Here is a 23,223-nt window from a genome sequence, read left to right as displayed (position 1 = left end):
CATGAACCCGCATCTGACATCCGGCATCGACGTCGCGCTCCTGGTCCTCTGGGCGTTCGCCTTGTTCTTCCTCGTGCTCGTCTTCTACCTGCGCCGCGAGGACCGTCGCGAGGGCTATCCGCTCGAGGACGAGCTGACCGGCCGGCTCGATACGGTCGGTGGCCCGCTGCATACCGCCTCGACCAAGTCGTTCCTGCTGCCCTTCGGTCGCGGCCGCGTCACGGCGCCGACCCAGGGGCGCGAGCCCGTCGACATCGCCGCGAGGCGCACCGACCGGTTTGCGGGCGCCCCCTATGCGCCGACCGGCAACCCGCTCGTCGACGGCATCGGTCCCGCCGCCTGGGCCGAGCGCGCGCGCCATCCCGATCTCGACATGGAGGGGCATCCGCGGATCGTCCCGCTCAGCGTGGCGTCGGACTATGCGGTCGCGGTCGGCGATCCCGACCTGCTCGGCTGGCCGATGCTGGGCGCGGATGGCGAGGTCGCCGGGACGATCGACGATCTGTGGATCGACCGCGCCGACCGGCTGATCCGCTACATGCAGGTGTCGGTCGGCGACCGCGCGGTGCTCGCACCGATGATGATGGCCAAGGTCGATCGCCGCCGCCGCCGCGTCGTCATCGACGCGCTGCTCGCCAGCCAGTTCGCCGACGTGCCGCCGATCGAGGCCGCCGACCGGATCACGCTCTACGAGGAGGAGCGGGTCCAGGCCTATTTCGGCGGCGGCTATCTCTATGCCACGCCCTCACGTCAGGAGCCGCTGCTGTGACCGAGCATGACGTTGAACCGATCCCCGGCCTTCCCGGGGTGCCACCGCCCGGTGAGCGGATCCTGTGGCAGGGATCACCCGACTGGCGGGTGCTCGCGCGAACCGCCTTCCACACGCGGCTGGTCGCGGCCTATTTCGCGGCGCTGACGCTGTGGGCGCTGGCGGAGGCCGGACGGCAGGGGATCGACGATCCGCGGGACCTCGTCGGAGCGGCGATGACCGCGATCGTCGGGCTGCTGGGCGTAACGCTGCTCCACCTGCTCGCCTGGGGCGCGGCGCGGACGACGCTCTATACGCTGACCACCCGCCGCGTGGTGCTGCGGATCGGCATGGCGCTGCCCAAATGCATCAACCTGCCACTGACGCTGATCGGCGCGGTCGATCTCGCGGGGCGCGCCGACGGGACCGGTGACATGCCGCTGACGGTCACCGGCCGCTACAAGCTCGGCTATCTCGCCTTGTGGCCGCACGCCCGGCCCTGGCGGATCGTCACGCCCCGGCCGATGCTCCGCGCCGTGCCCGAGGCGGCGACCGTCGCCGCGCTGATCGCCCGGACCTGCTTGACGGTGCACCCGACCGGGCAGTTGGCGGTTCCCGATCCCGCGCAGCATGCGCCAGCCGGTGGCGTCTTCGCCAAGGCGCAGGCGGCATGAGCGGCACGCATCGCCATCCGGACCTCGTCCCGCGCACCACGCTCATCGGCGCCGGCGCGTTGCTGGCCTTCACGCTCGCGGCGACGAGCATCGTCCGGATCGCGAACATCGCCCCGGCGGCCTCGCCCGTCCTGATGCGCGAACAGGCGAAGATCACGCCCCTCGCGTCGCGCGAGCTGCGCTTCGTCGACCGCGCCGATGGGTCGGTGGTGATCGGCAATGCGCGCGGCGGGACCGTGGCGGTCATCGCGGCGGGGCAGAAGACGGGATTCGTCCGCGGCGTGATGCGCGGCCTCGCGCGCGACCGGCGCGCGCGCGGGATCGACGACCGCCCCCCCTTCACGCTGACGCTCTGGCGCGACGGCGAATTGTCGCTGACCGACACCGCGACGGGCCGGACGATCGAGCTCAGCGCCTTCGGCCCGACCAACCGCGCGACCTTTGCCGCGCTGTTGCCCGCACAGGCGCCTGGGACATGACGCTGCTGCGGTCCACCCGGTTCGACACGCCCTGCCGCGTCGAGATCGAGCATAGCGACGCGTTCCTCTGCGCGCATGTCGTGCTCGCGGGCGATGTCGCGATCGGGCCCGGCGACCGGGTCCGGGTGCACGGCGCACCGATCCGGGTCGGTTTCGGCGAGCGCTGCGTGGTCGACCGGATCGCGACGGTCGAACGCGCGGGTCTGGCCGGGCGGCTCTGGACGCAGTTCGCCGGCCATTTCGCGATGACGGAATTATACGAGGTCAGCTTTTCGGATCGGACGATAGCATGAACAGGATCACCACCCTCGCCCCCGCGCCGCTCGCCGCCGCCCCCGCCGCGTCGCCCGCGCCCTTGCTCGATACACTCGCGATCGCCCGCGCAGACACCGTCCTGTCGCCCCGCTTCTACACCACCGATTTCGCGGCGATGGACCGGATCGACGTCTCGGCGGTCCGCGGCGAATGGGATGCGCTGATCGGCGAGATGGCGAGCGATCCCAACCGCCTCCATTTCAAGCGCACCGCCGCATTCGACGGCGTGATCGAAAGCCTCCCCGACGGCCTGCGCGAGGAATTCACCGATTTCCTCGTCAGTTCGCTGACCGCCGAATTCTCCGGCTGCATCCTCTATGCCGAGATCGCCAAGCGTGTGACCAACCCCGACGTCAAACAGCTGTTCAAGTTGATGAGCCGCGACGAGAGCCGCCATGCCGGCTTCATCAACGACACGCTCAAGGATGCAGGCATCGGCGTCGATCTCGGCTTCCTGACGCGGACGAAGAAATACACCTATTTCCGGCCGAAATTCATCTGCTACGCGACCTATCTCAGCGAGAAGATCGGCTATTCGCGCTACATCACCATCTACCGCCACCTCGCCCAGCATCCCGAACTGCGCTTCCATCCGATCTTCGACTGGTTCGAACTTTGGTGCAATGACGAGTTCCGCCACGGCGACGCCTTTGCGATCCTGATGCGCACCGACCCGAAGCTGCTGCGCGGCGTCAACCAATGGTGGATCCGCTTCTTCCTCGTCGCGGTCTATGCGACAATGTACGTGCGCGATCACAACCGGCCCGCCTTCCACAAGGCGCTGGGGATCGACCCGACCGACTATGACATGCGCGTCTTTTCGATCTGTTCGGCGATCACGCGGCAGGTGTTCCCGGTCGTGCTCGACACCGACAGCCCGCGCTTCCGCGCCGGGCTCGAGCGGATGCGGCGGATTGCGCGGGCGATCGACGCGGCCAAGGCGCGCGGCGGCGTGATGGGGGGGATCCGGCGGCTCGGCCTGACTGCCGCCGCCGCCGTCAGCTTCGTCTGGCTGTACCTCACGCCGGTCAAACGCAACACCGCCCCCGCGACGGTGCGGCTGGTCCCGGCGTGGTGAGCGTTCCCCCGCTGCTTTTCGCGCTGCTGATGTGGTTTATCGGGACGGCCGCGGTGGTCTGGCTCGACAGCCGCCCCGCGGCGACGTTCCGCACCAGCCTGACGCTTGCCGGGCTGGTCGCGATCGCCGCGGTCGCGCTGGTCGGGTCGATCGCCGACCAGGCGAGCGCCGGTGCCGCCTATACCGGGTTCGCCGCGGCGATCCTGATCTGGGGCTGGCACGAAATGAGCTTTCTCATGGGGGCGGTCGCGGGTCCGCGTCGCACCGAATGTCCGCCCGACGCGACCGGCTGGCCCCGCTTCCGCGCCGCGACCGCCACCGTGATCCATCACGAGCTCGCGATCGCCGCAACCGCGATCCTGCTCTTCGCGGTCAGCTGGAGCGGGCCGAACCAGGCCGCACCGCTCACCTTCCTGCTGCTGTTCGTGTTGCGGCTATCGGCCAAGTTCAACCTGTATCTGGGCGTGCCCAATCTCAGCGACGAGGTGTTTCCCGCGCATCTGGCCTATCTCAAGAGCTATTTCCGGAAGCGCCGGCTGAACGCGCTGTTCCCGGTCTCGATCCTCGCCAGTGGCGCGATCGCGGCGTGGGCCTGGACGGTCGCGGAGGCCGCCCCCACCGGCAGCGGCGCTGCGGCTGCGGGTACGCTGCTGGCCGGGCTGGCGGTTCTCGGGCTCGTCGAGCATCTGTTTCTGGTCCTGCCGATGCGCGATGCGCGCCTCTGGCGCTGGGCCGCTTCCTCCACACGAGCGGCACAGGCCGCCATCACCGACGGACGGGGACGATCGCATGGACTATGAGGCATTTTTCGAAGGCGAACTCGCGGCGCTCCGTGACGATGGGCGCTACCGGGTGTTTGCCGAGCTGGAGCGCACCGCGGGCGCCTTTCCCGCCGCCGAACAGGTCATCCGCCGGACCCGGCGACCGGTGACGGTGTGGTGCTCGAACGATTATCTCGGCATGGGCCAGCATCCCGCGGTGCTCGAGGCGATGCATGCGACGATCGACCGGTGCGGCGCGGGCGCGGGCGGGACGCGCAACATCTCGGGGACGACGCACAGCCATGTGCTGCTCGAGGCCGAACTGGCCGATCTCCACGCCAAGGAGGCGGCGTTGCTCTTCACTTCGGGCTATGTCTCTAACTGGGCTGCGCTGGGTACGCTTGGCGCGCGGCTGCCCGGTTGTGTCATCCTGTCCGACGCGCTCAACCATGCGTCGATGATCGAGGGCATCCGCCACAGCCGCGCCGAGGTGCAGGTCTTCACGCACAACGACCCTGCGGATCTCGATCGCCGGCTGGCCGCGATCGATCCATCGCGGCCCAAGATCGTCGCCTTTGAAAGCGTCTATTCGATGGACGGCGATATTGCGCCGATCGCCGAGCTGCTCGACGTGTGCGAGGCGCATGGCGCATTGTCCTATCTCGACGAGGTGCACGGCGTCGGTCTCTATGGTCCGCGCGGCGGCGGCGTTGCCGAGCGCGAGGGGCTGATGGACCGCGTCACGGTGATCGAGGGCACGCTCGGGAAGGCCTTTGGCGTAATGGGCGGCTATATCGCCGCGTCGGCGGCGCTGTGCGATTTCGTCCGCAGCTTCGCTAGCGGCTTCATCTTCACCACCGCCCTCCCCCCCGCGCTCGCCGCGGGCGCGACCGCGAGCATCCGCCACCTCAAGGTAAGCCAGGTCGAGCGTGCGCGGCACCGCGATCGCGTCGCCACCGTCCGCCGCCGGCTCGACGCCGCTGGCATCCCCACGGTCGACAATCCGAGCCATATCATCCCGGTAATGGTCGGCGATGCGCACAAGTGCAAACGGATCAGCGACTGGCTGCTCGAACATCACGGCATCTACGTCCAGCCGATCAATTACCCGACCGTCCCCGTCGGGACGGAACGGCTCAGGCTGACGCCGTCGCCGGTGCATAGCGATGCCGATATCGACACGCTGGTGACCGCGCTCAGCGAGATCTGGTCGCAATGCGCGCTGGCGCGGCGGGCGATGGCGGCCTGACCGGGTGCCGTCGGCGTCTAAAGGGCGCCGACGGCTCTGGACCACCGTCGCCGGGCGTCACGCCGCCAGGTGTTTGTGCATCCGCCAGCGCCCCAGCGCGACAAGCGCGATCACCACGGGCACCGCCGCCGCCGTGGCGACGTCATGATGGACGCCCGGAATGGCCGTCAGCAGATAGCCGATGAGCGACACCAGATAATAGCTGATCGCGACGACGGAGAGGCCCTCGACCGTCTGTTGCAGCCGCAGCTGCACCGTCGCGCGACGGTCCATCGACACGAGGAGGTCGCGATTCTGCTTGCTGAGCGCGATGTCGATCCGCGTCCGCAGCAGCTCGCTCGTCCAGGCCGCGCGCTGCGACAGATCCTCGAGCCGGGCCGAGAAGGAATCGCAGGTCCGGACCGCGGGCACCAGCCGCCGTTCGGTAAAATCGCCCAGTGTCTGATAGCCGCGCACCCCGCCGATCCGCAGGCTGGACAGACGGTCGGTGCTCAATTGCGCATAGGCGCGCGTCGCGCTCATTCGGTAGCGCGTCTCGGCGACGAGCCGGGCGAGCCGTGCGGACAGGTAGGTCAGCTCGTCGAGCAGCCGGTCGTCTTCGGATGTCCGTTCGGAGACCGCCTGGGTCAGATGCGCCAGACGCGATTCCAGAGCTGTGACGCTCGGCGTCAGGCGCTGCGCCAGCGGCAGGCCGAGCAGCGCCATGTTCCGGTAATTGCCCAATTCCTGCAGACGCATGACGAGCTGCGCCGGTTCGTCCCGCTCGAGGCCTCGGTCGAGCACGAGCAGCCGGCCATAGCCGTCGGGGTTGAGCCGGAAATCGGACACGATCCGGCCCGCGCCGTCCGCGACGTCGCACAGGATCGTCGCTTCGGATGCAAACCAGCGTTCGAGATCGTCGGGCGTCGGATCGCCCGCCGCGCGCGGCACCAGCGCGATCTGCGTCGCCCGGATGATCGCACCGGGCAGGTCCTTGAATATGGCCGACAGCGCGGGCTCGAACGGGCCGGGATCGAACAGCGACGGCGCGTATCGCGACGGCGTGCCGGCGGCGGCCCCCGCCCCGGCTTCTCCCCCAGCCTCGGCGTCGCCCGCACCGCCGCGCAACAGCGTATAGGTCGCGAATTCCGTATGGCGCTCCCACACCAATGTCACCGGCCCCAGGCACAGCACGCCGTATTTCCCCGCCACGGGGACGATCTCGCGGCCCTGCTCGGCCAGCGTCGCGATATGCGCGCGTGCCGCGTCCGCCGCCGCCTCCTCGAGCACGGTCACGATCTGCACCAGCCGGCACGGCGCGGCAAAGCGTGGCAGTCGCCGAAGATGCATTTCCTCGGCCAGCGCGGCGCGCAGCGGGTGATTGTGCATCGTCAGGCCCGCCCGGCCGATAGCGGTGAGATCCGCGCCCCCGGCGGCGCGGACCGCATCACTTTGCGTCCGTCATCGCCGCCGGCCGGGCAAAGGCGGCCGGCACCGCGACGCCGGCGCCTGGTCCGCCCTCAGGCACCGCGCGGGCGATCGACGCGCCCCTCAGGATCGGCGCCTGGTCGATCATGCTGACCCCGCCCAGCGGCTTGTTGATGCCCTGGTGACAGGTGGTGCAGTTGACCTTGTAGGGATCACCATGCGGCCCCTTGCGATTGGCCGGGAAGATCGGTTGCAGCGGTGTGATGTAGGTCTGGTTGATGTCGCGGACCATGCGGATGCCGTAATAGGCCGTGCCCCGCTGCACGCTGCTGAGGTTCCAGGAGCGGAACGACTGGCTGTTGTGGCAATAGGTGCAATTGACCCCCAGCGCGCCGCTGACATGCATCATCAGCCCATAGGATTTCTCCGCCGCCTTGATCGAGACGATGTGGTTGGCGTTCGGGAACGCGCTGCTGCTGGCGACCCGGATCTGCGCCCGTCCGCCAAGATATTCGGCAAAAGGATCATAGGGCAGTGAAGCATAGCCGACATTCGGGTTCGGCGCGTTCTGGCCATGCCGGTTGCCCAGAACCTTGCCGGGCTCGGGCGTCCCCTCGGCGATCGCCCATTTATACGCGGGCACCGCATTGCCGCGATGGCAGGTGTAACAGGTCACCCCGGTCTGCTTGACATGGGTCGCCCAGCGTCCGTTGATCGCCTGCGTCATCTGCAGCATCCGGCGCGCGACGATCTTGGTGTATTTCTCGTCCGACGCCATGTTTTCCGGGTTGTGGCAGTAATTGCACCCCTGTTCGGGCGGCGCGACCCACTGCGTCATCTCGGCCATCAGATGGTCGAACCGTTCGCGGCCCAGCCCGGCGAGCACCTTCACATTCTCGTAGCTCTCGCCCGCCGTCGGACCGCCCTCGGGCGGCAACGGATAGGGCGGCTCTGGGATCGTGCTGGCCGCCGCGATCAGCTTGGGGTTGATGATCTGGTTCAGTCCGGCGCCGCGATAGCCCGTCTGCGTCGCTGTCTTGGGGCCGATCTCGCACCCCGCGAGCAGGACGAGCGCCACGCCGAGTACCGTTGTCTTGGTGGGTAATGCGGTCATCGTACACCTCCCGGGAGCAAGGCGGGATCGACGACGCCGGTGTCCGGATAGCCCGGCGCATAACCGTGCAGCACCGCCCAGAGATACCAGTTGTCGACCACGGTCCCGGTCAGCAGGATCCCGATCGCGCCCGTCAGCGGGGTCAGCACCGCGAACCACCAGGCCCAGCGATGGATCGACTCGGCGGTGGCGTTGAACCCCATTGTCCAGCGCCAGAACAGCGCGCCGCGCTCGAACGCGGTGCCGCGGTCGGTGATCTGCTCGATCTCGCGTTCGCCGCCATAGCGGCCGATCGCCAGCACCGTCGCGCCATGCATCGCAAACAGCATCGTCGAGCCATAGAGGAACGCGATCGAGAGGCAGTGGAACGGGTTGTAGAACAGATTGCCGTAGCGGATCGAGAAAGCGGCGGTCCAGTCGAGATGCGGGAAGATGCCGAACGGCACCGCCTCCGCCCAGCTGCCCATCAGCATCGGTCGGATGAAGCCGAGTGTCAGGATCAGCAGGATCCCCGCCGCGAACGCCCAGGCGACATGCGTCCCCATGCCGAGCGCGCGCGCGCGTAGGTACGTCCGCACGAACCACAGGATGAGCGACGCGCTCATGAAGAAGCCCGCCATCTGCCACCAGCCGCCTTCGGCAAGCGGCATCAGCAGCTTGAACCCCCATTGCGGGCCGGGCGGCTCGAGCGCGAGCCAGGGAAGCTGGCGCGCGAACTGGACCGGATCCCAGTTGACGCTGGCGGCCATGTTCAGGCCGATGATCTCGAATGCCACAAAGGCACAGATCAGCGAGGCGAGGCCCAGCCTGCCGAGATAGATCGGACCGATCTGGGCCGCACCGAGCTTGCCCATCCAGTAGTTATAGGTCCCCGTGCCGACCCGCGGAAAGCTGCCCGGGGGAAGCCGCGGTCCCGCCTCGAGCGGACCGCGCAGCTGCACCTGGGTGAACATGTTCTGATAGCGCGCCATCGCCATACCCCCTTCAGGACCAGATCGGCAGGTTGAGCCACCACGTCCACCATTCGGGCCAGCCGCGCGTCCAGAGCGGCCCCGAGCTGATGATGCAGATCGCGCTCCAGAACCCAGCTGACAGCGCAAGGAACAGGCCCAGCCGGTGGATGCCGAGCGTCCCGATCGAGTAGCCGATCGTGTCGCGGAAGAACGCGTCCTCATATTCCGGCGACTTGACCGGTTCGCCCTCCGCCGGGTTGACCGCGGACAGCACCAGCGCGCCGTGGAACGCCAGCGCGCCCCCGGTCGTGAAGAAGAAGCTCACCGCGAGCATGTGCGCGGGATTGTAGTGGAAGTGGAGATATTGGTAGCCGGTGTTCGACACCCAATCGAGATGGCTGAAGATCCCGTACGGAAAGCCGAAGCCCCATGCGCCGAGCAGCCACGGCCGGACGACGACCAGCGAGACATAGGCGAAGATCGCAAAGCCATAGGCAAAGGGCACATGATAGCCCATGCCGAGCTTGTTGCAGATCTCGACCTCGCGCAGCGCCCAGGATACGAAAGCCACGATCGCGCAGATCGTGATGACCTGCCAGAACCCGCCCTCGCGCAACGGCGCCAGCCCCAGGCCATAGGCGATGTCGGGCGGCGCGATGCTGATCAGCCAGGGATTCCAGCTCGGCCCGAGCGACGCGGCGTAGAAGATCAGCAACGTGCCGAGCAGCGCGGAGATCGCGGTCGTGACGCCGAAGAACCCGACGTAAAAGGGCCCGACCCAGAAGTCGAACAGGTCGCCGCCAAGCAGCGTCCCGCCGCGCACCCGGTATTTTCGCTCGAAGCTCAACAGCGCCATGGCACGTCTCCGTTTCCCCGTTTCGTCACGGCATCCCGTCACGCCGTCCCATCACCCCGTGCCGATCGGCCGGGGTCGGAACTGCGGTGGAGCCAAGGGGTATGGGAGGACGGGTTCGGTCTGCCCCCGTCCTCCGCAACCGCCGATCGTCGCATCAACTGCCCGCGGGCGCGGTGACGGCGGGCGCTTTGTGCGGGCCATCGAGCCAGTTGAAGCGATCGGTGCTGAGCAGGATGAAGTGGATCAGCAATGCCAGCACCAGCAGGAACGTGAACAGAGCGACGAGCGAACGCCGCGGATCGAAGATCAGCCAGATTCTCCACATGACGTGGTTCCTCTCATTGGTTTGCGATTAGGGCGTGCGGCTCAAAACCAGGGGCGCCAGTTCCAGACCAGGAAATGCGCGATGACCGCGACGACGGTGAAGATCAGGAAGCTGGTGATGAACAGCTTGTGAAACTCCTTGGCCTCTTCGGGCGTGAGTTAGGTGCCAAGCCCCATCCTCTCGTCCTTGTCTCTCAGGTCGCTCATGATGACGTCTCCGTTGTTCCCGAGGAGAAGGGGAGCGTGAAACGCGCTCCCTGGATCCAGGCGGACCGGATGCCCGCGAGGAAGGAGTCACCCGCATCGGCACCGCTGGGGCCGGACGGGAAAGGCAGTGCCGGGGTCATCGCCCGCGGCTTTCGGTGATTGCGTGCGCGAGGCGGTCCGTGCTGATCGACGCTTCGCCCGCGCGGCGCGCGCCGCGTTCGGCCGCGTCGCGGATGCGCTTGGCGGCGGAGATCCGCACCAGCACCGGTTCGCGCTCGATCACCGCGTCGAGCGCGGCCTTGGCATCGTCGTCCCAGGCCACGTCGCGCTCGATCCGCGCCGGCGTCGCCTCGACCTAGTCGAGCTGTCCGGCAAGCGGCAGGATGTGGAAAAGCGCGTCGAACAGCGCGTTGCACACTTCCTGGATCAGATAGGTCGCGCCGGCATAGCCCATGAACGGCGTGCCGGTATGGCGGCGGATCACCGCGCCGGGGAAGCTCGCCGGGATATAGACGCCCCGCGCGCCGGCCTCGGCCATGTACATCCGCTCGTTGAAGCTGCCGAAGACGATCAGCGGCGGACTGCTCCGGATCGCCTCGATCACCGCCTGATTGTCGGGCTTGATCCCGGCCGAGCGCGCGAACGTGAAGTTGCAGGGCAACCCCATGTCGGTTTCGAGGAAGTTGCGAATACCCCGCGCGTAAGTTTCGGTCGCGACGATGCCGAAGCTCGCGGTGCCGAAGAAATCCTGCGTGACCGAGCGCCAGAGATCCCAGAGCGGCTTGATCGTCGTGTGCTTCTCCCGCGCGATGAACGGCTCGGGATCGAGCCCGAGCAGCTCGCCGAGTTTGCGGAGGAACAGCGTCGTGCTCTCCAACCCGATCGGCGCCTGGAGATAGGGCCGTTCGAGCATCTCGCACAGCCCGCGCCCGAACTCGCGGTACAGGCAGACATTGACCTGCGCGTCCGCCAGCTTGCGGACATCGGCGAGATGGCTGCCGAGCGGGAAGACCATGCCCACGGTCGCGCCGATCCCCTCGATCAGGCGGCGGATCTCGGCGAGATCGGAGGGCATGTTGAAGCTGCCGTACATCGGTCCGATGATGTTGACCCTGGGGCGCTCGCCGTCCTTCAGCGGACGCGGCGCGGGCACTTTCTTCGGGCCGAACTGGGTCCACAGCCAGGTCAGCGCGCGGTCGCCCGACTGCCACTGATCCTCGTCGATCGTGCGCGGCAGGAACCGCTGGATGTTCGTGCCCTCGGGCGTGACGCCGCCGCCGATCATCTCGGCGATCGACCCCGTCACGACGACCGCGGGCAGATCCGGGTCGAGCGTCGCCCAGGCACGCTTCATCGCGCCTTCGGTGCCGTCGCGCCCGAGCTCCTGTTCGCCAAGGCCGGTGACGACGATCGGCAGTTCGTGCGGCGGCAGCGCGTCGGTATAATGGAGCACCGAGGTGACCGGGAGATTCTCGCACCCCACCGGCCCGTCGATGATCACCTGCAATCCCTTGATCGCGGTGAAGGCATAGACCGCCCCCCAGTAACCGCCCGCGCGGTCATGATCGAGGATGAGGGTCATACCCCGACGCTTTCTTCGGCCTTGGCCGCAGCGATTCGTTTGGCGGCGTATTTCGCCTTGAATTCGGGCCGGTCGACCGGCGTGTCTTCCCACACACCCGCGGTCGCGCCCGTGCCCACACCGTCGAAGAACGCAGTCATCCGGTCGAACCGCGCCTGGTTGGCAAGCGCCGCGTTGACGACCAGCGCAAGGCTCCCCGCCCCCGCCGGCCCCATCAGCGGCCGCGCCGAGATGAGGTTGGTGAAATAGAGCGCCGGGATCGCCTTTTGCTTGGCGTGCTGCACCACCGGCGTGGTGCCGATCGCGAGATCGGGGCCGAACGCGTCGACCGCGGCGAGATCCTGTTCGAGGCTCGCGCGATACTGGACCTGCACGCCGCGGCTCACCAGCCAGTCGCGATCGGGTTCGGACCATGGCGTGCGCGGACAGGCGGTGCCGACATAGGGCACGTCCGCACCACTCTCGATCAGCAGCCGCGCGACGAGCAGTTCGGAGCCTTCATAGCCCGACACGGTAATCCGGCCCTTGATCGGCCGTGCCGCAAGCGCGCCGCGGATTGCCGGGAGGACGCGGTTCTTCGCCGTATCGACCCTGTCCTGCGCGATCCCGCACGCCGCACCGATCGCATCGAGCCACGCCGCGGTCCCGTCTGCGCCGACCGGCGCCGAGCCGACCACCGTCCGCCCCGCCGCTTCGAATTCGCGCACGCTGGACGTGTAGAAGGGGTGGATCGCCGCCGCCACCGCGCAGTCTAGCGCCGCATAGAGCTCGCGCCATTCGCGGGTCGGGACGACCGGGCCGGCCGCAAGGCCCAGCGGTTCGAGCAACAGCCCGATTCCTGGCGGGTCAGCCGGGAACATCTCGCCAAGGAGAGTCACGCTCGGCCGGTCCGGTCGTTGCTTTGGCGCGGCGACGGGACCGCTCTCGGCCTCCCTGCGCGCATAGGCGAGCATCGCCCCCGCCAGCACGTCCTTCGCCTCGGCATGCGTCGGCACGCCGAAACCGGGAACGTCGATCCCGATGATCCGCACGCCATTGATCTGGTCGGGTAGCAGTTGCAGCGGCACTCCGCTCGCGGTCGGCACGCAGAGATTGGTCACGATGATCGTGTCGTACAGAGCCGGATCGGCGAGCTGGTGGACCGCGTCGCGGATGTCCTCGAACAATTTGCCCGTCACCAGCGTTTCGGACGAGAAGGGCACATAGCCGACGCTGCGTTTCGCACCGTAGAAATGCGAGGTGAAGGTCAGGCCGTAGACGCAGCAGGCGGAGCCCGAGAGCACCGTCGCGGTGCGGCGCATCCGAAGCCCCACGCGGAGCGATCCGAAGGCCGGGCACATCGATTGCGGCTGGTCGTGCGGGCCTTTTGGGTAGTCTGCGTCGTAGCGGGCGAGGATGTCGGATTTCCCGGCGAGCTCTGCGGCTTCGCGCAGGGTAGTGCCGCTGGCGCAACTGCTCCCCTCCCCTTCAGGAGTGGCGGGTGAACCGCGCCCCGCGCGGTTCAGATCAGGCTGGGAGCCTGATCGACCCGCCGCTGGGTTGGGGGTGGGGACGTCTGAAATCACGTCGCGGACGCGGTCGGACGTCCCCACCCCAACCCCTCCCCTAAAGGGGAGGGGCTTGAGAAGATCGTGGCCCTCAGACGGCATCGTACACCACCTCGAGCGTCGGCTTCGCCACATACGCCACCCCGCGCATGTCCGCCTGGCTCGCGGGCTTCAGCGCATAATCCGCCCCCGTCACATCCGCCGAGAACAGCCCGAGCAGCCCGTCTTGGTCGAGCGGCGTCGGCCGCAGCGGCGGGGCTTCCGCGACATTGACCGCAAGCTCCTCGAACAGGCTCGCCCATTGCCCGCCGGGCTTGCCGATGATCTGGTAGTTCGCGCTCTTCTTGCGGATGTCTTCGTTCGCGGGGATCGCGGTCAGCACCGGGATGCCGACCGCAGCGGCGAACGCCTGCGCCTCGCCGGTGCCGTCGTCCTTGTTGAGGATCATCCCCGCGACGCCGACATTGCCGCCCATCTTGCGGAAATATTCGACCGCCTTGCACACGTTGTTCGCGACATAGAGCGATTGCAGGTCGTTCGACGCGACGACGATCACCTTCTGGCACATGTCGCGCGCGATCGGCAGGCCGAAGCCGCCGCACACCACGTCGCCGAGGAAATCGAGCAGGACATAGTCGAAGCCCCATTCGTGGAACCCGAGTTTCTCGAGCGTCTCGAACCCGTGGATGATCCCGCGCCCGCCGCAGCCGCGCCCGACCTCGGGCCCGCCCAGCTCCATCGCGAACACCCCGTCGCGCTGGAAGCAGACGTCCTCGATCCCGATCTCCTCGCCCGCGAGCTTCTTGCGTGAGCTGGTCTCGATGATCGTCGGGGTCGACTTGCCGCCGAACAGCAGCGAGGTGGTATCGCTCTTGGGATCGCAGCCGATCAGCAGCACGCGCTTGCCCTGCTGCGCCATCATGTAGCTGAGGTTCGCCAGCGCGAACGACTTGCCGCTGCCGCCCTTGCCGTAGATCGCGATGATCTGCGTCTCCTTGGTGACCGGGCCGGTCGGGACCGGATCCGGCTCCTGTTCGGCCTCGCGCCGCAGGGGTCCGGGATCGAACATGCTCATAGCGCTCTCCAGTCGAGGACCATCTTGACGCAATCGGGGTCAGTGAAGGCCTGTGGATAGGCGTCCATCGCCTCACCCGCGGGTCGGGTGTGGCTGATCAGGCCGTCGAGCTCGAGCAGCCCGGTCTCGATCAGCGCAAGCGCCGCGGCGATGTCCGCAGGGGTGAATTCGGCGGCGACACGCATCCGCGCCTCGCGCAGGAACGCCGGCGGGAAGGCGAAGGACAGCCGGTCGTAGAAGCCGGCCAGCACCACCTCGCCGCCCTTGCCGAGCCGCGCGAAAGCGAGGTCGAGGATATCGGCGGTCCCGCTCGCGTCGCAGATCGTGCGATAGTCGGAGCGATCATCGTCGGCCGGGTCGATCACGCGGTAGCCGGATCCGGTCCGACGCGCCGGCTGGACCTCCCACACCGTCGGCGCGCCCGCCCCCGACGCGACCGCGATCCGCGCGATCAGCTGCCCCAATATGCCGTGACCGACGATCAGATCGGGCGCGCCGCCGACCGCGATCGCGTGGTGCGCGGTGGCGGCGAGCGCGAGCAGCACGCCGTTGCGCCCGAGCGTCGCGTCGATCGGCACCGCGCGCGCACCGGGCAGGATCACGCGCCGGGCTGCCCCTCCGAACAGGCCGCGCGCCTGGCGATAGCAATTGGCGCCGGGGACGAAGACATATTCGCCGATCCGCGCGCGCGCCTCGACACCGGCATCGACGATCCGCCCGACCGATTCATATCCCGGGACCAGCGGATAGCCCATGCCGGGAAATTCGGGCATCCGACCGCTCCACAGCAGCCTTTCGGTACCGGTGCTGATCCCGCTCCAGTCGATCTCGACGCACAGATCGGCATCGCCCATCGGGGTGAGCGACAGCGTGCGGAGCGCAAGCCTTTCCGGCGCTTCCAGTATGACCGCCAGTGCGTCCATACGTCCGTTGCCCACCGCCCCGTCCTCCATCAGATCATGGTCGTAATCTGCTCTAGACAAATCATGTTGTCAACTTAATTGGACACATTATCGTGTTGCGGTGATCACACAGGTGATGAGCGGCAGCGCCGTGCGCCGGGTGCGGACCTGGCCAAAGCCCACAGCGTGCAGCATCGCGCGAATCTCCGCGACACTGCGCGGTCGACCGGTGCCCATGGCGAGCAGGTAGAAGCCGAAATACGCATCGCCGGACCGCTCCGCACCCGGCGTCTGCGCCATCGGTTCGGCGATCAACAAAGTCCCACCGGGGGGCAGCGCGGCATGGATACGACGCAGCAACGTCCGCGCCACCGCGTCGTCATGATCGTGCAGGACGCGCACCAGCGTGATCAGATCATAGCCCTCGGGCAGCGGATCCGCGAGGAAATCACCCCCGTGCAGCGTCGCGCGCGCCCCCAGCCCCGCCGAGTCGAACCGCCCACGCGCGCGCTCGGTCACCGCGGGCAGGTCGAACAGCCCGAGACCGGGCGACTCGAACCGCGCCCCGAGCGCGCAGAGAAACGCCCCCTCGCCGCCGCCGACGTCAAGCACGCGACGATGCCGGTCGAACCGATAGGCCGCGAGTGTCTGGCCTGCGACCATCGGTTGCGACGCCGCCATCAGCGTCGAATAGGCCGAGACCGCGGCGGCATCGCCCTGCCCCGCCGACTCGGCATAATGCCAGTGATCCGACACCGCCCCGCCCCCGCCCCCGCGGCGCAGCAGCGCGACGGGATCGGCCAGATCGGCATAGAGCAGACGGTGATGCGCGATCATCGCCGTGATCCCGGGATTGCCGAGCAGCGCCGCGCCATCGCTGCCAAGCGCCCAGTCAGCCCCGCACGGCTCGACGAGCCGCAGCGCCGCCGCCCCGCGCAACAGCCGTTCGGCGCCCGCCACCGGCAGGTCGAGCTGCGCCGCGATCGTCTGCGCCTCCGCCGGCCCGCGGGCCAGCAGCGCGAGCAGCCCGGTTTCGACACAGGCGGCAAGGATCTGCGAATAGGTGAACCCTGCGACCAGATCGAACAGCGCGCCCGCCCGACGACGCGCGATCGGCCGGCTGAGCGGAAAGCGCTGCGCCGCGTGCTGGACGCGTGGATCGGCGAGCAGGCGGTTGCGACAGTCCAGCCACCGCTCCCGCACCCGGGCGGAAAGATGATGATACGTTTTCATATGTCCATATTTGTGGACAGGTGTTAGCATCGCGTCAATTGGAGGATGCCGGTGTCGGATGCGGGCGTGGTGGTGATCGGGGCGGGGGTCGGCGGGCTGGTCAGCGCCGCGCTGCTCGCCGCGCAGGGCCGCACCGTGACGGTCGTCGAGGCGCAACCCGGGCCGGGGGGCAAGCTGCGCACGATCGCGGTCGACGGCGGCGCGATCGATGCGGGGCCGACGGTGTTCACGCTGCGATCGGTCATGGAGGATGTCTTCGCGGCATGCGGCGACACGCTCGACCGGCACGTGACGATGCGCCCCGCCGGGCTGCTCGCCCGTCATGCCTGGGGTCCCGCCCGCCTCGACCTGTTCGCCGATCCCGCCGCGAGCGAGGACGCGATCGGCGCCTTTGCCGGCGCGGCCGATGCCCGCGGCTATCGCGCGTTCCGGGCCGAGGCGAAACGGCTGTTCACCGCGCTCGACCGGCCCTTTCTCCACGCGACACGCCCGGGGCCGCTGACGCTGGGCTGGCGGATGGGTCTGCACGGCCTTGGCGATTATTGCACGCTGCGCCCCTATACATCGCTGTGGCACGCGCTCGGCGGCTATTTCGCGGATCCGCGGCTGCGCCAGCTGTTCGCGCGCTATGCGACCTATTGCGGGGCGTCGCCGATGCAGTGCCCGGCGACGCTGATGCTGGTCGCGCATGTCGAGGCGAGCGGCGTGTGGCTGATCGACGGCGGCATGTACCGGCTCGCGCTCGCACTCGAGGCGCTTGGCCGGCAGAACGGCGTCCGCTTCCGCTACCGCGCGCCGGTCCGCGCGATCCTCTTGGAGCACGGCCGCGCCGCCGGGATCATGTTCGAGGACGGCGAACGCATCGCCGCGTCGGCGGTGATCTGCAACGCCGATCCCGCCGCGATCGCCGTCGGCCGGTTCGGCGCCGCGGTCCGTCACGCGGTCGCCCCCGTCCCCGCCACGCACCGATCGCTCAGCGCCATGGTGTGGACCGGACATGCGCAGGCCGCGGGCTTTCCGCTCGCCCGCCACACCGTCTTCTTCTCGGACGACTATCCGGCCGAATTCGCCGCGCTGTCGGCGGGGCGCGCCGCCGCCCGGCCCAGCGTCTATGTCTGCGCGCAGGATCGCAGCGACAACGGCGCCGACGACCGCCGCGGCGCGCCCGCCCCGGCCCGCCCCGAACGCGTGCAGATCATCGTCAACGCGCCGCCCACCGGCGACGGCCCCGACACCAGCCAGGAGGAGATCGCGACATGGACGAGGCGTATGCTGGAGGGCGTTTCGCAGGCGGGTCTTTCGCTCGATCTGGCGCCCTCGACCGTCATGACGACGCCGCACGCGTTCGAGGCGCTGTGTCCCTCGACGGGTGGAGCCCTTTATGGACGGGCCTCGCACGGGTGGGCGGCGTCCTTCCGCCGGCAGGGCAGCCGGACTCGGATCCCTGGGCTCTATTGCGCGGGCGGGAGCACCCACCCCGGCGCGGGCGTCCCGATGGCGGCGCTTTCCGGCCAGCTAGCCGTCGACTGCCTGCTCAGGGACCACGCTTCGACGTTCGTGTCGATCCCCAGGGCTATGCCTGGTGGTATGTCGACGCGACCAGCGCGGACGGCGCCCATGGGCTGACGATCATCGCCTTCATCGGCAGCGTGTTCTCGCCCTATTACAAGCTCAGCGGCCGGACGACCCCCGAAAACCACTGTGCGATCAACGTCGCGCTGACCGGCCCGCGCGGCAGCGCCTGGGCGATGACCGAACGTCCCGCGCACCGCGTCGACCGGGGCACCGATCATCTCGTCGTCGGCCCGAGCGGCCTCAGCTGGGACGGCGACACGCTGGTGATCGAGATCCGCGAGCGATCCGCGCCGCTGCCCTACCCTGTGCGCGGCACGATCCGCGTCAGCCCCGCGATGATCGGCACCACCGCCTTCGCGCTCGATCCGGGCGGGCGGCATCGCTGGCATCCGGTCGCACCCCGCGCACAGGTCGAGGTCGCGATGACGCATCCCGGCGTCCGCTGGTCGGGCCCCGGCTATTTCGATTCGAACTTCGGCGACGAACCGCTCGAGGCGGGGTTCGACGACTGGCACTGGTCGCGCGCACATCTGAAAAGCGATGTCGCGGTGCTGTACGAAGGGCGACGGCGCGACGGCACGCCGTTCGACCTTGCGCTCAAATTCGATGCGCAGGGCCGGTGGCACGACGTCGTCCAGCCCGCCCCGGTGGCCTTGCCGCGGACCGGCTGGCTCATAAAGCGCGCGACGCGGGCGGATGCTGGGTATCGCCCGCGCGTGGTGAAGACGTGGATCGATGCCCCCTTCTATGCCCGTTCCGCGCTGGCCACGCGGCTGTTCGGCGAGGAGGTGCGCGCCGTGCACGAAAGCCTCGCGCTCGGCCGCTTCCGGTCACCGATCGTCCAGTCGATGCTCCCCTACCGCATGCCCCGCGCCTTCTGGTGAAGCGGCGTCGGGCGGTGTCGGGGAGTCTCTGGCGACCTTGTCCTTCGCGATCGCACGATTGACCGAGACGAGCTGCCACACGCAGAAGATGATGACCGGCGCGCCCGCGATCATCAGGTCGAGCAGGCCGAGAATGCCGGTCATATACGGGTCTCCATGAACTGCCGGACGATCGCCGCGACCTCTTCGGGGCGCTCCTCATGCGCGAGATGGCCGAGCCCGTGCAGCGTCTCGAGCCGCCCGTCACCGACCGCCGCCACCGCCTCGCGCGCGTTCGACAACGGGATCGCCCGGTCGGCGTCGCCATGCACGAGCAGCACCGGCGTCTTCAACCGCGCCAGATCCCGCCGCAATCCGACCAGATCCCAGGCCGCCATCATGCCGATCGCGCCCGCGCACTGCGCCGACGTGCCGAGCAATGCTGCATAGCAGGCCACGCCCGCGTCATCGATCCGCGATCCGGTCGACCGGTACAGGAACCGACCCGTCTCGCCCGGGGTGCGGGCGATCCGCGCGAACAGATGCGGCGCGATCGGATTGACGAACAGCGCGCGCGCCATCGTCGGGAACAGTGTCGCGGCCAGCCCCGGAAAGGGCAGCAGCGCGGCACTCAACCCGATGATCGCCGCCGGGGACGCCCTGCCGTCGATCGCCAGCCGTGCCGCGATCGCCGCGCCCGCCGAATGGCCGATGATCACCTGCGGCGTGACCTGCAGCGCACCGAGCAACGTCGCGACCGCGCCCGCCATGCCCGCGATCGACAGGCCGCCGACCGGGCGGCCGGTGGTGAAGCCATGCCCCGGCAGGTCGACCGCGACGACGTGGTAGTGCTGGCCGAGCAACGGTGCGAGCGTCCGCCAGCTGTGCGTCGCCGCGCCGGTACCGTGGAGCAGCAGGATCGTCGCGGGCGGGTCACGGGCCTCGGGCACGAAGGTCTGGACATGCCAGCGCAGGCCACCGGCCGCGACGAACCGGCTGGCGGCGCGATTGGGCCAGTCGCGTCCCTCGACGCTCCAGCGCGGCGCGCTCATGCGGGCTGCACCGCGCGGACCGCCGCGTGCATCCGCACCGCATCCGCGCGCGGCAGCGGCAGATAGCGCGCCTGCATCGCCGCGGCGAGCGCCGCCCCCTCCGGCCCCGGCCGCGCGGAGATGTCGAGGAATGCCGCGGCGATCCCTGCACGGCCGAGCGCGGCCGCGGCGGCGCCCGCATCCGCGGCGGCGACGCTGCGCACCGCCCGGCCATCCGCGGCGATGTTCGCGCGCCCGTCGGTCAGCAGGACGACGAACGGCGTCTGCCCGCGCGCGCGTGCCGCATCGGCAACGTCGATCGCGGCGCGCAGTCCGGCCGCAAGTGGCGTGCCACCCCCGCCGGGCAGCTCCGCGAGCGATCGCCGCGCGCGTGCCAGCGACCGGGTCGGCGGGAGCAGCACAGTCGCGCCGCTGCCCCGGAACGCGATGAGCGCGACCTGCGCGCGCTGCACATAGGAATCGGCAAGCAGCAGCTCGACCGCGCCCTTCGCCTCCGCGAGTCGCGACAGCGCCGCCGATCCCGACGCGTCGACGACGAAGATCGTGACCGTTTCGGCGCGCGTCTCGAACCGGCGGATCCGCAGGTCGTCGCGGCGGACCAGCACCCGCGACGCGGTGTCCGCCGTGCGCCGCAGCCGCTGCCACGGCGCCGCCGCGCGCAGCGTGTCGATCAGGCTCAGGCGCTGCCCCCCGCCCGGCACGCCCGGCCGCACCCCGACGGGCCGACCGCGCGCCGGCGATCGCCGCCGCTCACCCGCACCGCGCGACGCGCGCGTCCGCCCGCGCCGTACGCCCCCCGCCGCGATCTGCGCCAGCACATCCTTCGGCAGCGCCGCGAGCGCGGCGTCCAGCACGACGTCGTCGAGCGGCCGGGTTTTGGCTTCTTGCTGGTCGCGATCCCCCGCGTCCGGCGGCGGCGCGTCAGGCGGCGGCGGCTCGGGCGGCGGCGCATCGTCGGGTTGCTCGGCCGGCAGACGAGTCGCACGCGGCGCAAGCACCAGCCGCGCGGCGAGCATCAGATCCTCGTCGCCGATCGCATCGCGCCCCGCACACCGCGCCGCAGCCCGCGCCGCACGCAACGCGAACAGCGGCGCACGCGCGGTCTCGATGCCCAGCGCCGCCGCGGTCGCGACCAGCGTCGCAAGGACCGCGTCGGGCGTCTGCGGCGTGCCCGCGTCCCCGAAATCTTCCCCGCCCTGCATCGCCGCCACGGGCTTCGCGTCGTGCAGGTCGATGCGAAACGCGAGCCGTTCGAGCAGCGCCGTGGGCGGCCCTTCGTCGGGACCGTCCCCGTCGTCGAGCGCCACGACAAGGGCTCGCCCGACGCCGCCGCCGTCCATCGCCGCGACGATCCGCCCCGCCACCGCATCGGACAGCCGGTCCGCCATCGCCAGCACCAGCACCCCGCCCGCCGCCTCGACGAGCAGCCCCGCGCGCTGCACCGCGCGCGCCTGGGCCAGCGTCGCGACCAGATCCAGCCCGCCGAACAGCCGGTCGTCATCGACATGGACCGGCACCCGCCGCAGCGGCGCATCGGGCGGCAGATGCGACTGCAGCGCCGCGATCACCGCATCGCGCAGCTCGCCGCCGCCGCGCAGCGCGATGCCGCCAAGCCCGGGATCGGCCGCACAGAGCCGCGCCGCGATCAGCGCATCGGCCAGCGGATCCGGCGCCCCCGCTGCCCGCCCGCTCACCCCGCCACCTCCTCCAGCGCGCGCAAGATCCGCGCGGTCGACCCGGTCTCGTCGAGCACGTTGCGCCGCAACCGGTGGCGCAGCGCCATCGGCGCGATCGTCGCGACATGCGCCTGTGTCACCTCCGCCACCGCCTCGAGCGCCGCGAGCGCCCGCGCCGCCCGCATCAGCGTCAGTTCGCCGCGCAACCCGTCAGCCCCCACCGCGATACACAGCCGCGACGCGAAGGCGAGCACCGCGTCGGGCAGCACGACCATCGGCAACCCCGCCCGCCCGCGCGCGATCGCCGCGAGCGTCGTGCGCTCGTCCGCCGCCCAGTGCTCGACGAATGCCGCCGGTGACCGCTCGAACGCATCGCAGCGCCGGAGGATCTCGACGCGCTGGTCCAGATCCTGCGGCGTGCGGACCTCGACCGACAGCCCGAACCGGTCGAGCAGCTGCGGCCGCAATTCACCCTCTTCGGGATTGCCGCTGCCGACCAGCACGAACCGCGCCGGATGGCGGACGCTCAGCCCCTCGCGCTCGACGACATTCTCGCCCGACGCGGCGACGTCGAGCAGCAGGTCGACGATGTGATCCTCGAGCAGATTGACCTCGTCGATATAGAGGAAACCGCCATTGGCGCGCGCGAGCAGCCCCGGCTCGAACGCCTTGATCCCGGCCCCCAGCGCGCGTTCGAGATCGAGCGCGCCGACCACCCGGTCCTCGGTCGCGCCGAGCGGCAGGTCGACGAACGGCACCGGCACCTGCCCGCTGCGCGGCGTCCCGTCCTGATACCCCGCCTGGTCGGCGCGCACCGGCGGCAGCAGCGCGGCGAGCGCACGCACCGCGGTCGACTTGCCCGTGCCGCGATCGCCGAACACCATCACCCCGCCGATCCGCGCATCGACCGCGGCGATCAGCAGCGCGCGTTTCATCTCGTCCTGACCGACGATCGCCGAAAAGGGGAAAGACACGCGCATGCCAAAGGTGTAACACGCATTGGACACTCGGCAAGATGGACAATGTAATGCTTAACCCGATTGTCGTGAGCGGCAGTGCCGCCATCGCGCTTTGCGTCGTCGGCGGACTGATGACGCCGATCGGCCCCTGGTACCGCACGCTGCGCAAGCCGCGGTTGCAGCCGCCGAACTGGCTGTTCGGTCCCGCCTGGACGATCATCCTCGGCCTCGCCGCCTGGTCCGCGTCGATCGCCTGGACCGCCGCGCCCGACGCCGCGACGCGCGCGGAGGTGGTGACGCTGTTTGCGGTCAACGCGGTCTTCCACCTGCTGTGGAGCCCGCTCTTCTTCCGCGCCCGGCGCCCCGACTGGGCGCTGATCGAGGTCGTGTTTCTCTGGGCGTCGCTGGTCGCGCTGGTCGTCGGGCTCTGGCCCATCGACCGCTTCGCGAGCCTGTTGATCGCGCCCTATCTCTTGTGGGTCAGCTTTGCGGCCTGGCTCAACTGGGCGATCGTGCGGCTGAACCGGCCGTTCGGTCACGCCGCCCAACGATACCCCGCATGACGAGGATATACGCCACCCCCTGAACGGAGAA

Annotated in this window: 23 protein-coding genes and 2 pseudogenes; 10 read left to right on the top strand and 15 right to left on the bottom strand. The window is 69.5% G+C overall.

The features are described 5' to 3' along the window. The first annotated feature begins 1 nt into the window (after position 1). The 7 genes from puhA to hemA are packed head-to-tail and all read left to right on the top strand — an operon-like array spanning position 2 to position 5,304. Positions 2–769 (top strand): photosynthetic reaction center subunit H, encoded by a 768-nt coding sequence (gene puhA, locus IFT54_RS17885; RefSeq protein WP_192071606.1) that lies wholly within the window; start codon positions 2–4, stop codon positions 767–769. Next, positions 766–1,422, top strand: a complete 657-nt coding sequence (puhB, locus tag IFT54_RS20790; RefSeq protein WP_192071605.1) for a photosynthetic complex putative assembly protein PuhB — start codon at positions 766–768, stop codon at positions 1,420–1,422. Before puhA ends, puhB begins: the two co-directional genes overlap by 4 nt. After that, positions 1,419–1,901 (top strand): photosynthetic complex assembly protein PuhC, encoded by a 483-nt coding sequence (gene puhC, locus IFT54_RS17875; RefSeq protein ID WP_192071604.1) that lies wholly within the window; start codon positions 1,419–1,421, stop codon positions 1,899–1,901. The genes puhB and puhC overlap by 4 nt, the downstream gene beginning before the upstream one ends. After that, positions 1,898–2,194, top strand: coding sequence for a hypothetical protein (locus tag IFT54_RS17870; protein WP_031439820.1), 297 nt, complete (start codon positions 1,898–1,900; stop codon positions 2,192–2,194). The genes puhC and IFT54_RS17870 overlap by 4 nt, the downstream gene beginning before the upstream one ends. Then, positions 2,191–3,294, top strand: coding sequence for a magnesium-protoporphyrin IX monomethyl ester (oxidative) cyclase (gene acsF, locus IFT54_RS17865; RefSeq protein ID WP_192071603.1), 1,104 nt, complete (start codon positions 2,191–2,193; stop codon positions 3,292–3,294). The genes IFT54_RS17870 and acsF overlap by 4 nt, the downstream gene beginning before the upstream one ends. Further along, the gene (gene puhE / locus IFT54_RS17860) at positions 3,291–4,094 is read left to right on the top strand and encodes a putative photosynthetic complex assembly protein PuhE (protein WP_192071602.1); all 804 of its coding nucleotides are present in this window, start codon (positions 3,291–3,293) and stop codon (positions 4,092–4,094) included. The genes acsF and puhE overlap by 4 nt, the downstream gene beginning before the upstream one ends. Then, complete coding sequence (gene hemA / locus IFT54_RS17855) at positions 4,084–5,304, top strand: 5-aminolevulinate synthase (protein WP_192071601.1); 1,221 nt, start codon at positions 4,084–4,086, stop codon at positions 5,302–5,304. Before puhE ends, hemA begins: the two co-directional genes overlap by 11 nt. A gap of 57 nt (positions 5,305–5,361) precedes the next feature. On the opposite strand, the gene IFT54_RS17850 is transcribed toward hemA, so the two are convergent. The 11 genes and pseudogenes from IFT54_RS17850 to IFT54_RS17800 all read right to left on the bottom strand — a co-directional run bounded on the left by IFT54_RS17850 (position 5,362) and on the right by IFT54_RS17800 (position 16,504). Continuing rightward, entirely contained in the window at positions 5,362–6,672 is a 1,311-nt protein-coding gene (locus tag IFT54_RS17850; RefSeq protein ID WP_192071600.1) for a DUF3422 domain-containing protein, read from the bottom strand. Positions 6,673–6,730: 58 nt separating this feature from the next. After that, the gene (gene pufC, locus IFT54_RS17845; protein ID WP_192071599.1) at positions 6,731–7,825 is read right to left on the bottom strand and encodes a photosynthetic reaction center cytochrome PufC; all 1,095 of its coding nucleotides are present in this window, start codon (positions 7,823–7,825) and stop codon (positions 6,731–6,733) included. After that, on the bottom strand, positions 7,822–8,796 hold the full coding sequence (pufM, locus tag IFT54_RS17840; RefSeq protein WP_192071598.1) for a photosynthetic reaction center subunit M: 975 nt from the start codon (positions 8,794–8,796) through the stop codon (positions 7,822–7,824). Before pufM ends, pufC begins: the two co-directional genes overlap by 4 nt. Positions 8,797–8,809: 13 nt before the next feature. After that, positions 8,810–9,634: a photosynthetic reaction center subunit L gene (gene pufL, locus IFT54_RS17835; RefSeq protein WP_192071597.1), complete on the bottom strand. Its 825-nt coding sequence runs from the start codon at positions 9,632–9,634 to the stop codon at positions 8,810–8,812. A gap of 154 nt (positions 9,635–9,788) precedes the next feature. Next, the gene (pufA, locus tag IFT54_RS17830) at positions 9,789–9,959 is read right to left on the bottom strand and encodes a light-harvesting antenna LH1, alpha subunit (protein ID WP_081874173.1); all 171 of its coding nucleotides are present in this window, start codon (positions 9,957–9,959) and stop codon (positions 9,789–9,791) included. 41 nt (positions 9,960–10,000) lie between these two features. Beyond that, positions 10,001–10,105: pseudogene (pufB, locus tag IFT54_RS20785) on the bottom strand (light-harvesting antenna LH1, beta subunit); the annotation flags it as partial. Positions 10,106–10,301: 196 nt separating this feature from the next. Further along, positions 10,302–11,747, bottom strand: a pseudogene (gene bchZ / locus IFT54_RS17820) (chlorophyllide a reductase subunit Z). Continuing rightward, positions 11,744–13,144 (bottom strand): chlorophyllide a reductase subunit Y, encoded by a 1,401-nt coding sequence (bchY, locus tag IFT54_RS17815; protein ID WP_446740685.1) that lies wholly within the window; start codon positions 13,142–13,144, stop codon positions 11,744–11,746. The pseudogene bchZ and the gene bchY overlap by 4 nt, the downstream one beginning before the upstream one ends. Before the next feature lie 241 nt (positions 13,145–13,385). Beyond that, positions 13,386–14,369, bottom strand: a complete 984-nt coding sequence (locus tag IFT54_RS17810; protein WP_031394550.1) for a chlorophyllide a reductase iron protein subunit X — start codon at positions 14,367–14,369, stop codon at positions 13,386–13,388. Further along, positions 14,366–15,292 carry a chlorophyll synthesis pathway protein BchC gene (gene bchC / locus IFT54_RS17805; RefSeq protein WP_192071651.1) on the bottom strand — a complete coding sequence of 309 codons (927 nt, stop codon included), beginning with the start codon at positions 15,290–15,292 and terminating at the stop codon, positions 14,366–14,368. The genes IFT54_RS17810 and bchC overlap by 4 nt, the downstream gene beginning before the upstream one ends. A gap of 87 nt (positions 15,293–15,379) precedes the next feature. Continuing rightward, positions 15,380–16,504: a methyltransferase gene (locus IFT54_RS17800; protein WP_192071596.1), complete on the bottom strand. Its 1,125-nt coding sequence runs from the start codon at positions 16,502–16,504 to the stop codon at positions 15,380–15,382. Between the two features lie 45 nt (positions 16,505–16,549). Between IFT54_RS17800 and crtD the strand changes: the two genes are divergently transcribed. Then, positions 16,550–18,130 (top strand): 1-hydroxycarotenoid 3,4-desaturase CrtD, encoded by a 1,581-nt coding sequence (crtD, locus tag IFT54_RS17795; protein WP_192071595.1) that lies wholly within the window; start codon positions 16,550–16,552, stop codon positions 18,128–18,130. 122 nt (positions 18,131–18,252) lie between these two features. Next, positions 18,253–18,963 carry a hydratase gene (locus tag IFT54_RS17790; RefSeq protein ID WP_192071650.1) on the top strand — a complete coding sequence of 237 codons (711 nt, stop codon included), beginning with the start codon at positions 18,253–18,255 and terminating at the stop codon, positions 18,961–18,963. Here IFT54_RS17790 and IFT54_RS17785 read toward each other — a convergent pair. From IFT54_RS17785 to IFT54_RS17770, 4 genes are read right to left on the bottom strand one after another with little or no spacing between them, the layout of a single operon-like run. Next, positions 18,910–19,107, bottom strand: a complete 198-nt coding sequence (locus IFT54_RS17785) for a hypothetical protein (protein WP_192071594.1) — start codon at positions 19,105–19,107, stop codon at positions 18,910–18,912. The two genes, IFT54_RS17790 and IFT54_RS17785, sit on opposite strands and share 54 nt — an antisense overlap. Continuing rightward, on the bottom strand, positions 19,104–19,994 hold the full coding sequence (bchO, locus tag IFT54_RS17780; RefSeq protein WP_192071593.1) for an alpha/beta fold hydrolase BchO: 891 nt from the start codon (positions 19,992–19,994) through the stop codon (positions 19,104–19,106). Before bchO ends, IFT54_RS17785 begins: the two co-directional genes overlap by 4 nt. Beyond that, entirely contained in the window at positions 19,991–21,688 is a 1,698-nt protein-coding gene (locus IFT54_RS17775; RefSeq protein WP_342354860.1) for a magnesium chelatase subunit D, read from the bottom strand. Before IFT54_RS17775 ends, bchO begins: the two co-directional genes overlap by 4 nt. Further along, positions 21,685–22,650, bottom strand: a complete 966-nt coding sequence (locus IFT54_RS17770) for an ATP-binding protein (RefSeq protein WP_192071592.1) — start codon at positions 22,648–22,650, stop codon at positions 21,685–21,687. The genes IFT54_RS17775 and IFT54_RS17770 overlap by 4 nt, the downstream gene beginning before the upstream one ends. Positions 22,651–22,697: 47 nt before the next feature. Between IFT54_RS17770 and IFT54_RS17765 the strand changes: the two genes are divergently transcribed. Next, positions 22,698–23,192: a TspO/MBR family protein gene (locus tag IFT54_RS17765; RefSeq protein ID WP_183937347.1), complete on the top strand. Its 495-nt coding sequence runs from the start codon at positions 22,698–22,700 to the stop codon at positions 23,190–23,192. Positions 23,193–23,223: the final 31 nt, after the last annotated feature.

This window comes from Sphingomonas sp. CFBP 13714 (assembly GCF_014842205.1).
In the GTDB taxonomy this organism is placed as follows: Bacteria; Pseudomonadota; Alphaproteobacteria; order Sphingomonadales; family Sphingomonadaceae; genus Sphingomonas; species Sphingomonas aerolata.
Note: the sequence above shows the minus strand (reverse complement) of the source record. Positions and strands in the feature narration are given on the sequence as shown.

Coding starts and splice junctions, on each gene's coding strand:
- puhA (WP_192071606.1), top strand. CDS start 2: ATGAACCCGCATCTGACATCCGGCATCGACGTCGCGCTCCTGGTCCTC.
- puhC (WP_192071604.1), top strand. CDS start 1,419: ATGAGCGGCACGCATCGCCATCCGGACCTCGTCCCGCGCACCACGCTC.
- IFT54_RS17870 (WP_031439820.1), top strand. CDS start 1,898: ATGACGCTGCTGCGGTCCACCCGGTTCGACACGCCCTGCCGCGTCGAG.
- acsF (WP_192071603.1), top strand. CDS start 2,191: ATGAACAGGATCACCACCCTCGCCCCCGCGCCGCTCGCCGCCGCCCCC.
- hemA (WP_192071601.1), top strand. CDS start 4,084: ATGGACTATGAGGCATTTTTCGAAGGCGAACTCGCGGCGCTCCGTGAC.
- IFT54_RS17850 (WP_192071600.1), bottom strand. CDS start 6,672: ATGCACAATCACCCGCTGCGCGCCGCGCTGGCCGAGGAAATGCATCTT.
- pufC (WP_192071599.1), bottom strand. CDS start 7,825: ATGACCGCATTACCCACCAAGACAACGGTACTCGGCGTGGCGCTCGTC.
- pufM (WP_192071598.1), bottom strand. CDS start 8,796: ATGGCGCGCTATCAGAACATGTTCACCCAGGTGCAGCTGCGCGGTCCG.
- pufL (WP_192071597.1), bottom strand. CDS start 9,634: ATGGCGCTGTTGAGCTTCGAGCGAAAATACCGGGTGCGCGGCGGGACG.
- pufA (WP_081874173.1), bottom strand. CDS start 9,959: ATGTGGAGAATCTGGCTGATCTTCGATCCGCGGCGTTCGCTCGTCGCT.
- IFT54_RS17810 (WP_031394550.1), bottom strand. CDS start 14,369: ATGAGCATGTTCGATCCCGGACCCCTGCGGCGCGAGGCCGAACAGGAG.
- bchC (WP_192071651.1), bottom strand. CDS start 15,292: ATGGACGCACTGGCGGTCATACTGGAAGCGCCGGAAAGGCTTGCGCTC.
- IFT54_RS17800 (WP_192071596.1), bottom strand. CDS start 16,504: ATGAAAACGTATCATCATCTTTCCGCCCGGGTGCGGGAGCGGTGGCTG.
- crtD (WP_192071595.1), top strand. CDS start 16,550: ATGCCGGTGTCGGATGCGGGCGTGGTGGTGATCGGGGCGGGGGTCGGC.
- IFT54_RS17790 (WP_192071650.1), top strand. CDS start 18,253: ATGACCGAACGTCCCGCGCACCGCGTCGACCGGGGCACCGATCATCTC.
- IFT54_RS17785 (WP_192071594.1), bottom strand. CDS start 19,107: ATGACCGGCATTCTCGGCCTGCTCGACCTGATGATCGCGGGCGCGCCG.
- bchO (WP_192071593.1), bottom strand. CDS start 19,994: ATGAGCGCGCCGCGCTGGAGCGTCGAGGGACGCGACTGGCCCAATCGC.
- IFT54_RS17770 (WP_192071592.1), bottom strand. CDS start 22,650: ATGCGCGTGTCTTTCCCCTTTTCGGCGATCGTCGGTCAGGACGAGATG.
- IFT54_RS17765 (WP_183937347.1), top strand. CDS start 22,698: ATGCTTAACCCGATTGTCGTGAGCGGCAGTGCCGCCATCGCGCTTTGC.